This is a genomic window from Methylophilus sp. YYY-1 (assembly GCF_029132825.1).
Classification (GTDB): Bacteria; Pseudomonadota; Gammaproteobacteria; order Burkholderiales; family Methylophilaceae; genus Methylophilus; species Methylophilus glucosoxydans.
This window is the reverse complement of the sequence record NZ_WOVG01000003.1, coordinates 274370-288102: the sequence shown is the minus strand read 5'-3', so window position 1 is coordinate 288102 and position 13733 is coordinate 274370. Positions and strand designations below refer to the sequence as shown.

The 13733-nt window shown below is 53.7% G+C and carries 12 protein-coding genes; 11 read left to right on the top strand and 1 reads right to left on the bottom strand.

Features of this window, described 5'->3' with window-relative positions:
- The first annotated feature begins 46 nt into the window (after nucleotides 1–46).
- The 6 genes from GOC95_RS10460 (at nucleotide 47) to GOC95_RS10435 (ending at nucleotide 5103) form a co-directional block, all read left to right on the top strand.
- A complete protein-coding gene (locus GOC95_RS10460) occupies nucleotides 47–385 on the top strand; it encodes a hypothetical protein (RefSeq protein ID WP_275357004.1) in 339 nt (112 codons plus the stop codon).
- A gap of 114 nt (nucleotides 386–499) precedes the next feature.
- Nucleotides 500–832 (top strand): hypothetical protein, encoded by a 333-nt coding sequence (locus tag GOC95_RS10455; RefSeq protein ID WP_275357003.1) that lies wholly within the window; start codon nucleotides 500–502, stop codon nucleotides 830–832.
- Nucleotides 833–1038: 206 nt separating this feature from the next.
- Nucleotides 1039–1587, top strand: a complete 549-nt coding sequence (locus GOC95_RS10450; RefSeq protein ID WP_275357002.1) for a transposase — start codon at nucleotides 1039–1041, stop codon at nucleotides 1585–1587.
- 212 nt (nucleotides 1588–1799) lie between these two features.
- On the top strand, nucleotides 1800–2291 hold the full coding sequence (locus GOC95_RS10445; protein WP_275357001.1) for a hypothetical protein: 492 nt from the start codon (nucleotides 1800–1802) through the stop codon (nucleotides 2289–2291).
- Nucleotides 2292–2907: 616 nt separating this feature from the next.
- Complete coding sequence (hflX, locus tag GOC95_RS10440) at nucleotides 2908–4248, top strand: GTPase HflX (RefSeq protein ID WP_275357000.1); 1341 nt, start codon at nucleotides 2908–2910, stop codon at nucleotides 4246–4248.
- A 99-nt stretch (nucleotides 4249–4347) separates the two neighbouring features.
- The gene (locus GOC95_RS10435; protein WP_275356999.1) at nucleotides 4348–5103 is read left to right on the top strand and encodes a class I SAM-dependent methyltransferase; all 756 of its coding nucleotides are present in this window, start codon (nucleotides 4348–4350) and stop codon (nucleotides 5101–5103) included.
- Between the two features lie 33 nt (nucleotides 5104–5136).
- Here the strand turns inward: GOC95_RS10435 and GOC95_RS10430 are convergent, their stop codons facing one another.
- Nucleotides 5137–6015, bottom strand: coding sequence for a LysR family transcriptional regulator (locus tag GOC95_RS10430; RefSeq protein ID WP_275356998.1), 879 nt, complete (start codon nucleotides 6013–6015; stop codon nucleotides 5137–5139).
- 104 nt (nucleotides 6016–6119) lie between these two features.
- Between GOC95_RS10430 and metE the strand changes: the two genes are divergently transcribed.
- From metE to GOC95_RS10405, 5 genes are all read left to right on the top strand, one after another.
- Nucleotides 6120–8417, top strand: a complete 2298-nt coding sequence (metE, locus tag GOC95_RS10425) for a 5-methyltetrahydropteroyltriglutamate--homocysteine S-methyltransferase (RefSeq protein WP_275356997.1) — start codon at nucleotides 6120–6122, stop codon at nucleotides 8415–8417.
- Between the two features lie 169 nt (nucleotides 8418–8586).
- A complete protein-coding gene (locus GOC95_RS10420) occupies nucleotides 8587–9096 on the top strand; it encodes an RNA polymerase sigma factor (protein ID WP_275356996.1) in 510 nt (169 codons plus the stop codon).
- Nucleotides 9093–9941: a FecR domain-containing protein gene (locus tag GOC95_RS10415; protein WP_275356995.1), complete on the top strand. Its 849-nt coding sequence runs from the start codon at nucleotides 9093–9095 to the stop codon at nucleotides 9939–9941. Before GOC95_RS10420 ends, GOC95_RS10415 begins: the two co-directional genes overlap by 4 nt.
- Before the next feature lie 140 nt (nucleotides 9942–10081).
- Complete coding sequence (locus tag GOC95_RS10410; protein WP_275356994.1) at nucleotides 10082–12478, top strand: TonB-dependent siderophore receptor; 2397 nt, start codon at nucleotides 10082–10084, stop codon at nucleotides 12476–12478.
- 14 nt (nucleotides 12479–12492) lie between these two features.
- A complete protein-coding gene (locus GOC95_RS10405; RefSeq protein WP_275356993.1) occupies nucleotides 12493–13728 on the top strand; it encodes a PepSY-associated TM helix domain-containing protein in 1236 nt (411 codons plus the stop codon).
- The last annotated feature ends 5 nt before the right edge of the window (nucleotides 13729–13733 follow it).

The following is a 13733-nucleotide window of genomic DNA, read 5'->3' as shown; positions in this document are numbered from 1 at the left end:
ACGGAATGTTTTCCGTCATTTAGGATGCCTACATTACGTTAGCCATATGAAACGCGTAGAAGCTCTCAAAGCTCTTGTCGAAGCTGAATTGCCAATTGCACAAGCAATTGCACGCATGTCCCAATTTGCATGGGACAGTGAAGAATATTTAGCCGTCTTAGCCCCAGAAAACCTAGAGCGAGTGTTAAATTTACTCACCGAAGGTACTCTCACCGCTTCGGATGTTGAGGCCTGGGCCAATGCCCTTGAGTGTAGGGATGATTTGGCATTATCAGAGCCTGTCGTTAGCGAGGTTCTTTACGAGCTTGCCAACCCAGTATTAACTCATGCACTTTCAGCAGAGAGAGTCTATCATTTGCTCTCCGTGGTTAAGCATACTGGCTAACCCATCAATCAAGCGGGACTGGCGAAAACAAGCTTCTATGAAATCAATTTTAATAACATCGGCTGTGCCAACATCCTCGCCAGCCCCTTATCTCAAACGTTAGGCATATTGTTGATGTTGCATAAAATAGAAGCAGTGTTGGCTATAACTCTTATCGTGTTTGGTTCATTAATTATTTTCATTTGGCTAGCCTTGGCCGCATTGTCGCTTCAAGGTGGAGATAGCGGTTTAATGCCATGGGTCGCAGCTGGGGTGCTTATGGAAGGTTATATTATTGTAACGATTGCTAGCTTAATTTCTTTTGTTGGCATTATTTGGGCAAGCCAAGTCTTAAAATCAGTAACGGCATGCTGGAAAAGAATGACCTTGTTGTCAATTAAGGCAGGCTCCACCTTAATTGGCTTAGGTTTCCTGTCTTCAATTGGGGCAGCAATACTCATTAAATAGCGAACCATATGCATACAGTTTGCTCTCAAAAGCCTAACCCATCAGTCAAGCGGGACTGGCGAAAAGGTGCTTTTATGAAATGTTTATTAATAACGAGGGCTGAGCCACCATTGTCGCCAGCCTCTTACTTTAAACGTTGGGCATCATGAGTCAGGTAGGGTGGGCAACTCGTTGCCCACGCGGTAAAACTCACGCACAATTCCACCATGTCACGTTATCGTCGCGCCAATACTGCTGGAGCCACTTACTTTTTTACAGTTGTGACTTACCGCAGGCAAAGATTTCTTTGTGATGATGATGTACGTGATGCGTTAAAACATGCCATCCAAAAAGTCCGTACTGACATCCCGTTTACAATAGACGCATGGGTGTTGTTGCCTGACCATATTCATTCCATATGGACGCTACCACCCAATGATGCAAACTTTGCGCTTCGTTGGCACCTCATCAAACGCTATGTAAGCCGTGCTTGCGGTGCGCGCTTAAACCATACTGAATGGATGTCAGCGTCCAAAACAAAACATCGTGAATCGACCATTTGGCAACGCCGGTATTGGGAGCATCAAATTCGCGATGATAACGATTATGCTAAGCATATGGATTATTTGCATTTCAACCCGCTTAAACATGGCTTAGTGAATAATGTGAAAGATTGGCCTTATTCAACATTTCACCGATATGTTAAAGCGGGCGTTTATAATGAGCATTGGGGTGTTGGGCTAGATTTTGTGGAAGGAGCGTTTGGTGACGGATAACGATTTTACGCGTGGGCAACGAGTTGCCCACGCTACAGACCTTTCGATGCGGCGTTGCTCATCAATCCGAAGGTTGGTGTCAAGCGCAAGGCCGATTCCCTGAGAAAGAGACTTGCGCGATGAACGGCTCCTCTAACCCGGCGGTGCAGGGGACGCTGTGCGATAAAGCGTCGCGCAGCGTTCCTGATCTTGAACGTTAGGTGCTTGCAAGTATGCAACCCAGAACCCTCAAAGCTGAGTTTCTTAATGCACTCTTCGGAGAAGACGATCTTGGGGTTGTCGTTAGAACCCACATCTACATTGAGTCGTCCATAAACACTTTGCTAGATTTGCTCATACCTTTTCCTAGCGAACTTCCTCGTCTCAGGTATGAACAGAAACTGAGACTCTGCTGCGCAATGGGAATGCACAAGAGCCTATTTGCGCCTCTGAAAGAGCTTGGCGATCTTCGAAACGCATTCGCGCACAAAATCAACGCACAGCTTTCAGCCGAGTCAGTTGCCAAGCTCTTACGTTCAGTTTCACAAGATGATCGGCAAGCGATCATTCGAACGTACTCAACGACTCGCAGAGACGCGGATCCGACTTTACCCTCTGAGTTTTCTGAACTGGAGCCAAAGAGCCAGCTGATTGGCTTTGCACTTTGGCTAAATGCCACTCTAGATGTACTGCAAGATGATGCGCGCCAAAGAAGAAGCGCCTAACTCTTCCAGCGAGAGGAAGTCACAGGGACTACGCCCTTGCGCCGCCTCTCATGTCAAACGTTATCTACAGACTAAAGAATATTGTTGCAAGGCAAAAATATAGAAATGAAGTCACTTTTGCTCAAAGTAATCCGCTTTTATCAACGCTTCATTTCTCCGTACAAGGGTTTTTGTTGCTCGTATCGCTATCACACCGGGCATGCGAGCTGTTCTGTGCTTGGCTTGCGTGCAGTCCAACGATATGGCGTCATTGATGGCTTTATTATTCTGAGAAAGCGACTGTACCTATGTGGCGTATCTAGTCGGCGGTATTCCCCTCCGAAGCTTAGACCGCATCGGAGCCAGCGCGGCGACTGTGATATCGGATGCGACTCACCCTGCGATATGGGGTGTAAGATGCCAAATCTTAAATCCTGTCCTATTTTTGAAGCCTTTAACTGCGCAGATGCATGTAGCTGTGATTGGCCTGCACGCGACAAAAAAGACAAAAATAATGATGAGGAAGTTTATATCCCTCCAAAACGTTGAAGGCGCGCCTGTGCGTCAAACAACTTAGTCTAATCCCGCATTTGCAGGTACTATCTGCCCTCTACCATTCAAGAAGCGTCGTTCCCTCATGCAAAGTGAAGTCAAAGAGCCCGTCAGTCATGCCGTTGTGGCGGCCGTGCAACTGCCCAATGTCAGTGATATGGAGTTTGAAGCTTCGCTGAATGAGCTGCGTGAACTGGCAAAAACGCTGGGCTACAAGATTATCCACACCTTTGTGCAGAAGCGCGCAGGCTTTGATATCACGGGCTATCTGGGCGTGGGTAAGCGTGAAGAGATTCGTGATTATGTGCGCAGTATGGCCGGTGACCCTGAGGTGCTGGCGTTTAATCCAGAGGCGCTGAATATTGAGGCGGTGCTGGTGGACCATGAAATCTCGCCGTCGCAGGCGCGTAACCTCGAAATTGAAGTCGGTTGCGAGGTGATGGACCGTACCATGGTCATTCTCGAAATTTTTCACCGCAACGCTCGCTCACGCGCAGCGCGTGCGCAGGTGGAGATTGCGCGGCTGGGTTATATGGCGCCACGTTTGCGCGAGGCCGCCAAGCTGGCGGGTCCACAGGGGCGGCAGCGTAGCGGGGCGGGAGGGCGCGGTGCCGGTGAATCGCACACCGAGCTGGATAGACGCAAGATTCGTGACCGCATCGCTGAGCTGCAACAAGAGATTGCGATCATGGATGGCGAGCGCCGCACGCAACGTGCGCGGCGTCAGGAGCGGCAGACGATGGCGAGTGTGGCGCTGGTGGGTTACACCAATGCCGGTAAATCTACCCTGATGCGTGCGCTCACGGGCAGCGAGGTGCTGGTGGCGAACAAGCTGTTTGCCACGCTGGATACCACGGTGCGCGCCTTGTACCCCGAGAGCGTGCCGCGCGTGCTGGTCAGCGATACCGTCGGCTTTATTAAAAACCTGCCGCATGGCCTGGTGGCTTCTTTTAAATCCACGCTGGATGAGGCACTGGATGCGGCGTTGTTGCTGCATGTAATTGATGCCAGTGACCCCGGGTTTGAGCGTCAGTTGGAAGTCACGGACACCGTGCTGGAGGAAATTGAAGCTAACACCGTGCCGCGGATTCGCGTGTTTAACAAGATAGATTATGTGGGTGATGCCGCCGCGCAAGCCGAATGTGAAGCTGCACTGCGCCTGAAATATCCAGATTGCATCGTCATGAGTGCACGCCGCCCGGAAGAAGTGGCTAGTCTGCGGCAGAAGATCGTCGACTTTTTTCAGCAAGACCTGGAGGAAACCGAGCTTTTCCTGCCATGGTCGGCACAACAAGTGCGCGGCAAAATTTATAGCAGTTGCCAGGTGTTGAGCGAGCGCTCTGAGGAAGAGGGCACCTTCTTCACTTTGCGTGGTGAGTCCAATACCTTCGCGCAATTGCGCGAGCAAGTTTTGCAGCTAGAATAAACCGCCAGCCTCGAATGCCCTCCTGTTGACCTCCATACACGGCACTGGCAACATGTAGGAATCATTGTTTTAAAGAGCCTTGTTAGCGCTTTGACTATCATGAAAGAACGCCTGGTCTGCCCCGTTTGCAAAACCGCGGGATCACTGCTGGATGTGGTGGATTTAAACAAATCTTGCGAGGAGCAGCGTGGAAAGTATCTGCCTCTCACAGGCGTTGCCGTCTATTACGGCCTGTGCAATCACTGCGGTTTTTGCTGGGCGCCTGAGCTGCACCAATGGCCTTTAAGCAGGTTTGAGGAAGATATCTACAACGCGGACTATGGGGTGGTCGATCCTGACTATCTTCAGATCAGGCCAACCTCAAATGCAGAGGTCTTGCGTTCGATCTTCCCTGTTTTTCCGCCTACGTTGCGGCATCTGGATTATGGCGGCGGCAACGGGTTGCTCTCACGGCAATTGTCAGCGGCAGGTTGGCATTCTAAGTCGTATGATCCCTTTGTAGACAAGCAGACAGACATTGCATCGCTCGGACAATTTGAGCTCATCACCGCCTTTGAGGTGTTCGAGCATGTGCCTGATGTATGGGCGCTGATGTCAGACTTGTCATCGTTGTTGGCTCAAGACGGATTGGTGTTGTTTTCTACCTTGCTCTCTGACGGTAATATCCATCCAAACCAGCGGCTGAGCTGGTGGTATGCATCCCCGCGCAATGGCCATATCAGCCTGTTTTCAAGAAACGCGCTCACTCTGCTAGCCCAGAGCAAGCAATTTAACTTTGGAAGCTTTAATAGCGGCTTCCATGCTTTGTACACCACCGTACCACCTTGGGCGAGCCATCTGATTCGTGTGGGTTAGCCACCAATCAAAACGGCTAACCGCATGGGTGCATTAAGCCTGTGCCAAGCCAATAAACGCCTGTACATAATCAATCTGTATATCTGCTTCACGAATCCCTAAGTAAATCTGCTTGGCAATACCTTGCTTACCAAGCTTGACCGGCACCACGTCAAACCGGGCTTGATATTCCTCCACTAACCAACGCGGTAAAGCTGCCACTCCGCGGCCGCTGGCGACCATTTGCAGCATGATATCTGTGGTTTCTATGGGCTTATGCAGGTGCGGACTGATGCCGGCGGGTTGTAGAAACTGGTTGTAAATATCGAGGCGGTCTATGTCTACCGGGTAGGTGATCAGCGTTTCGCTGCTGAGTTGTGCCGGCGTCACATATTCCGCCTCAGCTAAAACATGCTGGCGAGGCACCACCAGCACTTGTTCGTAATCAAACACCGGCTGAAACAGCAGGCCGGGTTTATACAAGGGGTCGGGCGTGACCAGCATGTCGATCTCGTAGCCAAACAGCGCGCCGATGCCGCCAAACTGGAACTTCTGTTTGACGTCTACATCCACATCCGGCCAGTCAGCCAGGTAGGGCGAGACCACTTTGAGCAGCCATTGGTAACACGGGTGGCATTCCATGCCGATGCGCAGGGTGCCGCGTTCGCCTTGCGCAAACTGGCGCAGCCGCTCTTCAGCCAGTGATAACTGCGGCAGCAGGCGGTTAGCAACGGCGAGCAGATATTGCCCGGCCTGAGTTAGGCGCAGGCTGCGGCCTTCGCGTAGCCAGATATCCGTCCCCAGTTGTTGTTCGAGCTTTTTAATCGAATGACTGAGCGCCGACTGCGTGAGAAACAGTTTTTCAGCGGCGGCGGTGAGTGAGCCTTGTTGCTCGACCTCACGGATAATCGCCAGATGGATACGTTCTATCATGTCTCTATGTATGAATTAAATTAATAGATGGTTGAAATAATACCATTTTACTTCATGGGTTGTGTTTTCTAGAATGCCGGTTCTGATTTGTTAAGGAACCCATCATGATCACGACCCACAATCTCGGTTTTCCACGCATAGGCGCACAGCGTGAGCTCAAGTTTGCGCTGGAGGCTTACTGGAAAGGCCAGTCTTCGTTAGACACCCTCAAGCAGATAGGCAAAGACCTGCGGCAACAGCACTGGCAATTGCAATCGGTGCTGGATTTTGCACCTGTGGGCGACTTTGCGTTTTATGACCAGGTGCTGGACATGAGTTTTACGCTCGGCAATTTGCCTGCGCGGGTTCAGGATTTTCATGGTGACCCACTGGATAACTATTTCCGTGTGGCGCGTGGACGCTCGGCTGAGTCTGCGGAAGCGCATGCGCAATGTTGTGGTGGTGTGGCGGCAGGCGAGATGACCAAATGGTTTGATACCAATTATCACTATATCGTGCCCGAGTTTACGGCCAACACGCATTTCAAGCTGGATGCGTCGCGCCTGCTTGCGCAATTGGCCGAAGCCAAAACACTGGGCGTGCAAACCAAGCCGGTGATCATTGGACCAGTGACTTATCTGGCGATTGGCAAGGCCAAGGATGATTCGGACCGGCTGGCGCTGTTGCCGCAATTGCTCAATGTCTATGCCGAGTTGCTTGAAACGCTGGCGCAGCAGGGCGTGGCGTGGGTGCAGGTGGACGAACCTGTGCTGGTGACCGAGCTGACACCGGAATGGCAGCATGCGTTTAACCTGGCCTATCACCAACTCAAGAGTAGCCGCGTCAAGCTGCTGCTGGCGACCTATTTTGGCCCGCTGGCGGATAACCAATACCTGGCAGCCAACCTGCCGGTCGCCGGTTTGCATATAGACGCCATCAATGCCCGCCATGAAATTGTGCCGTTGCTGGCAATGTTGCCTGCACACAAGGTGCTGTCTCTGGGTGTGATCAATGGCCGCAATATCTGGAAAACTGATTTGAATGCGACACTGGACTGGCTGGCGCCGATTGCCGAGCGTCTGGGGGACCGTTTGTGGCTGGCGCCTTCTTGTTCGCTGTTGCATGTGCCGGTGGACCTCGACAGCGAGCTTAAACTGGATAGCGAAATCAAGTCATGGCTGGCATTTGCCAAGCAAAAGCTCGAAGAGCTGCAGGTGCTGGCCACGGCCTTAAATCATGGCCGCGAGGCGGTGAAAGTGGCTTTGGCCGTCAATCAGGTGGCGATAGAGGCGCGTCGGCTATCCAAGCGTGTGCACAATCCGGCTGTGAAGGCCGTGCTGCAAACATTGACGCCGCAACTGGGGCAGCGCCAGAACGTTTATACGCAGCGCGCTGCCAAACAGGCCGCTTTGTTCAACCTGCCCAAATTCCCCACCACGACCATCGGTTCGTTCCCGCAGACGGCAGAAATCCGTCAGGCGCGTCGCCAGTTCAAGGCAGGTGAGTTGGATCAGGCAGATTATCAGGCCGTGATGAAAGCCGAAATTGCGCGTAGTGTGCGTGAGCAGGAAGCGCTGGGGCTGGATGTGCTGGTGCATGGCGAGGCGGAGCGCAACGACATGGTGGAGTATTTTGGCGAGCAACTGGAGGGCTATGCCTTCAGCCAGTTTGGTTGGGTGCAGTCCTACGGCTCACGTTGCGTCAAGCCGCCTATCCTGTTCGGCGATATCAGCCGCCCAAAAGCCATGACAGTGCAATGGATTGAATACGCGCAATCACTGACCAGCAAGCCGATGAAAGGCATGCTGACCGGCCCGGTGACCATGTTGAACTGGTCGTTTGTGCGCGATGATCAGCCACGTGAAGTGTCTTGCTACCAGTTAGCGCTCGCCATACGCCAGGAGGTGCTGGACCTGGAAAAAGCCGGTATCCGCATGATCCAGATTGACGAGGCGGCCTTGCGAGAGGGCTTGCCCCTGCGTAAGTCAGACTGGAAAAAGTATCTGCAATGGGCGGTGGCGTCGTTCCGTATCACCGCAAATGGGGTGGCCGATGAAACCCAGATCCATACCCATATGTGTTACTCGGAATTCAATGACATTATTGCCGAGATTGCCGACATGGATGCCGACGTCATCACCATAGAAACCTCGCGCTCGGACATGGAGCTGCTGGATGCGTTTGATGACTTTAACTACCCGAATGAAATTGGGCCCGGTGTTTACGATATTCACTCGCCGAATATTCCAGAACCTGAGCGGATGGTCGCCTTGATGCAAAAAGCGGCGGCGCGCATCCCGGCCGAACGTTTGTGGGTGAACCCGGATTGTGGCTTGAAAACCCGCCAATGGGCAGAAGTGATCCCGGCCTTGCGCAATATGGTGTCTGCGGCCCAGCAGTTGCGTGCACAGGCCGCACTTTAAGCCAGCGTACTAAAATCACTTACACATTCACTTACAGGGCCCGCATAGAGGGCCCTTTTTTACCACGCGAGGAGGCGGTAAACAATTATTTTTTATTGATAATGATTTTCATTTGTGTTTTTTCTTGCCTGCCGCTAAGATATGGTTTTTATTGATTGTCTTTTGCGCAGTGCATCTTCATCCTGAACATTCCAAACTCGTGGTTGCCTTGGTCTATCACTACGACGAATTGGTGAGCTATGTCAGACGCCGTTTTGGCGACCAGCATTTCGCCAGGGATGTGGTGCATGATGTTTGCCTGGAGATCATGGAGCGGCCACCGCAGCTGGCGGTGCAAACGCCGATGGCGTTTTTGCGCAAGCTGTCGCGTCACCGCGCGATTGACCGCTACCGCCAGTACCAGACGCAACAATCCCACCTCAATCAATTGCAGCAGACAGCGGAGCACGCGCACCAGATCGATGGCGAACGCGTCATGCATTTTGTACAACGTCTTGAGGCTTTGAAGCGCATCATAGAAGCGCTGCCAGCCCGGCAACGGCAAGTGTTTTTGCTGCATCGCCTGCACGACATGCCGCAGCAGGAGATTGCCGATGCACTGGGTATTTCACGTAATATGGTGACGCAACATTTTAACAAGGCCATGGGCAGCATCCAGCGGCAATGGGCGGGGCTATGAAAGCACCGGACCACACATTGCGTGCGCCCAACCAGCCTGCTGACCATCAAGATCCGCTGGCGCCATACACTGACGCCTTGCGCGCGCACTTTCCCTCCAGGGAGGCCTTGCTGCAGGAAGCCATACAGCAAACCCGGCAACGGCGTCGAATAAAACAGGCGTTGGCAACCACCGCTTGCGGCCTGTTGGCGGCCGTGCTCTGCTATGACCCGGTGTTGTCCAGCCAGCGCCTGCAGACGGCAATTGGTCAGTCTGCCCACTTCCAGTTACCGGATGGCTCTGCTGTCAGTCTCAATACCAACACCGTTCTGGTGGCCGAGCAACATCTGCGTTCGCGGCAATTAACGCTGGTACAAGGCGAAGCACTGTTTAAGGTGAAACACGCCTGGCAACCGTTTACCGTGGATGCCAACCAGGTGAAGATTCGCGATATCGGTACCGTGTTTAACGTCCGCAATACCGCGCAGGGAGCCATGGTCACGGTGGTGGAGGGCAGTGTAGACGTGATCACTGCGCAGGCACAGCGTCGGCTGACTAAAAATCTCTCGGTGACCACCCGCGGCGCAGCCATTTCTGAAAACCGGTGCACCAGTGCCGAGGCGGCTACCGCCTGGCAGCACGGGCGATTGATTTTTGATGGGCTGCCACTGCGTGACGTGGTGGCCGAATTGCAGCGCTATCACGCTGGTCAGATCACACTGGCGGATGCCCGGGTGGGGCAATACCGCCTATCCGGCGAATACGATATCAATGGCATCGCATCCTTGCTGGCCGTGTTGCCCGAGATTTTGCCCGTGCGTGTCGAAAAACAGGCAGAGGCTGACGTGGTGATCCGGCAGCGTTAATCCGTGCGGTTAAGCCGGATTCCCCGGTTCGATCACGCTGAGTCAGGATCATCCGTAAAAAAATTTCTAAAGGACATCAACATTGGCGAAGGCTGGCACGACATACCCATGTCATTCATTATTTATTCAATGGGAAGAAGATGTCATTTACTCGCAACTCTGCCTTGTTCGCCGCTTTGCTGTCCAGCCTGTCTGTGCATGCCGTCGAGCTTGATATGCCCGCACAACCGCTAGACAAGGCGTTGAAGGCCCTGGCCCACCAGACCGGGGAAAGCATTATTTTTTCAACGGAACTCACCGAGCACAAGCAGGCACCTGCGCTCAAAGGTGATTTGAGCGTGCGGCAGGCGCTGGAAAAACTGCTGGCAGGCAGCGGACTGGTGTTAAAGACCACCGCCTCTGGCTATACGCTGACTAAAGCCGCGCCTGTGACGCCACATACGCATAGTGAGCCACAAGACCTGCCGGAGGTCAGCGTGTCTGGGCAAACTGTACAAGAACCCGCCAATGGGCCAGTCAAAGGCTATGTTGCCAAGCGTAGCGTGACGGCGACCAAAACCGATACTGCCCTGATCGAAACGCCGCAATCGTTGTCGGTGGTGACGCGTGACCAGATGAACGCACAGGGCGTGCAGTCGGTAGGCGATGCCTTGCGCTATACCGCTGGTGTGCAGTCCGAAGCAAACGGGCCAGACCCGCGCGCTGACAATATCGGCATCCGTGGCTTTAGCCTGGGCCGGGACCAGTTCCGCGATGGCTTGCGTAATTACGCATTTAATAATCAGGGCGGTACGGTGGTTGAGGCTTATGGCCTTGAGCGCATTGATTTATTGCGCGGCCCTTCCTCAATTGTGTATGGCCAGGGCGCGCCGGGTGGGCTGGTTAACCTGGTCAGCAAACGGCCTACGGATAAACCGCTGCATGAGCTGGGGTTGACCTTGGGACAGTATGACCGGCAACAGGTGCGTGGCGATGTCAGCCAATGGCTAGATGATGAGGGCGTGTGGTCTTACCGCCTGGTGGGTTTGGTGCAAAAAAGCGATACGCAGATCGACCGTGTCACTGACGACCGCGTCTATCTGGCGCCTTCATTGACCTGGCGACCTTCGGACGCGACCCAGCTGACCTTGCTGACCGACTACCAGAAAAATGACCGTGGCCAGGGCTACCAGGCATTGCCGCGGGTCGGCACGCTTGTGAGCAGCCCCTTTGGCAAAATTTCCACCAGCCGGTATGTGGGTGAGCCAGGCCTGGATAAATACGTGCAGGAACGATATTCGGTGGGCTACCAGTTTGAACATGCGTTTAATGAGCACTTGACCCTGCGTCAGAACCTGCGCTACCAGCAACTGCGCACCGATGCCATTTCAACCTATTTGGTGAGCTTGCGCGCAGACCAGCGCAGCATCAACCGGGCCGCGATGGGCACCGATGAAAATGTCGACAATGTGGTGGTGGATACGCATCTGCAAGGCCACTGGACGCACGGCATGTTTGAGCATACGGTGCTGGCGGGGATAGACAGCCAGCGCCTGGATAACCATGTGCTGCGTACATCAGGGACGGCGAGTCCGCTGGATCTGTATACGCCGGTGTATGGAGCGACGCCGGTGAACCTGGTGTTGTCAGCCAATTTGAAGCAACAGCAACGCCAGACCGGGATTTACTTGCAGGACCAAGTAAAAATTGACCGCCAGTGGGTGGCAACACTGGGGGTTCGTCAGGACCACACCCGCATGCAAACAGACAATGTGCTGAGTCCTGCTGCCTCCTCGTCGCAACGCGATCAGGCAGAAACCTGGCGCAGCGGCCTGGTTTACCTGGCAGAGAATGGCCTTGCGCCGTATGCCAGTTACACGGAATCATTTTTACCGGTGATCGGCACCATGTTTGATGGCAAGGCCTTTGCCCCTGAAACTGGCAAGCAATATGAGCTCGGTATCCGATATCAACCCAAAGACAGTCAGACACTGTTGAGCGCGGCCGTCTTTGATTTGCGCCGCCAGAACGTGACCACGACTGACCTGCAGCATCCTTTGTTTAATCTGCAAAATGGGGAAGTGCGTACCCGCGGGCTGGAGCTTGAAGCCAAGACCCAGTGGGACGCCTGGTCGCTGATAGGTAGTTATACTTATATGCTGCCTGAAATCACGCGCAGTAATAATAGCTTGCAGGGGGTGCCGTTCCAGGGCAAAGATCCTAACCATGTGCCTCACCATACTGCCGCATTATGGACCGACTACCGCTTGCCTGGGCAATGGCTGCCCGGCCTGGTGGTCGGCGGGGGCGTGCGTTACACCGGTAGCCGTTTCGGTAACGATGCCAACACCTTCAAGCTGCCGTCTTATACGCTGGTAGACTTGGCGGTCCGTTATGATTTGTCCCAGCTGGGCACAAGCTGGAAAGGCTGGCAGTTTGCACTCAATGCCAGTAATTTGTTTGATAAGGAGTATGTGGCCAATTGTGCATACAGTGGCGACGGTTGCAAATGGGGCTACCGTCGTAATGTGATGGCCAATTTAAATTTTCAATGGTAACGAGACACGCACTTGTGGTTTGGCATCGCTGGGTGGGCCTGGCGATGGCCGCTTTTTTGGTCATTGCCGGCTTTACCGGGGCTATCATCGCTTTTCAGGATGAGCTCGATGCATGGCTCAATCCACACCTGTATCAAGCGTTATCGCAACCAGGCCAGCCCATGCTGGACGTGTACCAGCTGCAAGCGCAGGCGCAACAGCAGGCGCCCGCCAATACCCGTATCGATGAATTGCAATTCAAATTGCCACAAAGCGCGCTGGAAGATCACCACGCAGAAGCCGTGATCTTCCGCCTCACGCCTGAGGATCCGCAGGCCAGCATCCCGGCAGATCAACTGTTTATCAACCCGCAATCAGGTAAGGTGCTGGGGTCACGCTTATCCACGGCTGGGCCGTTCCAGCGCGAGACGCTATTACCGTTTTTGTATAAATTGCATTATTCGCTGGCTTTGCCCGGTGTCAGCGGCCGCCTCATCATGGGCATTGTTGCCGTGCTGTGGACGCTGGATACTTTTGTGGCGTTTTTCCTCACCTTGCCCCGGCGGCAGCCACAATCCAAAAGCAGTTACTGGCAACGCTGGAAACCGGCCTGGCTGGTCAAATGGCAAGCCTCAGGCACCCGTATTAACTTTGACCTGCACCGTGCGGTTGGTCTCTGGCTGTGCAGCGTATTGCTGATCTTTGCCTGGTCCAGTGTCATGTTCAACTTGCGCGAGCAAGTTTATCTGCCGGTCATGACCAAGCTGATGCCATTTGATCTGTCCTGGCGCAGCATCCCCAAACTGCCACAACCGTTGACCAGCCTGCCCATGTCCTGGCCGCAAGCTCACCAGTTGGCGCAACAAGCCATGCAAGGCTTTGCAAAAAACCATCAGCTGCAGATTGATTACGAAGACCGTTTGCGTCTGGACCGCGAGCGCGGCGTGTACCAGTATTTTGTGCATAGCTCGGCCGATTTGCGGCAAGATCGGGGCAATACGGCGATTGCGATAGATGCCTATACTGGTGAAATCAAAGGCCACTGGCTGCCGACGCAAGACCAGTCCGGGAACACCTTTAGCAACTGGCTGGGAGCCTTGCATATGGGGCAAGTGTTTGGCATGCCCTACCGCATCTTTGTCTGTTGCACTGGCTTGTCACTGGTGCTGGTGACAGTCACGGGTGTGCTGATCTGGAGTCGAAAGCGCGCAGGTAAATCGCGTGTCACCTTACGCGCGCCACAGCCTGCCAATACACTGCAACGGCATTGATTCAG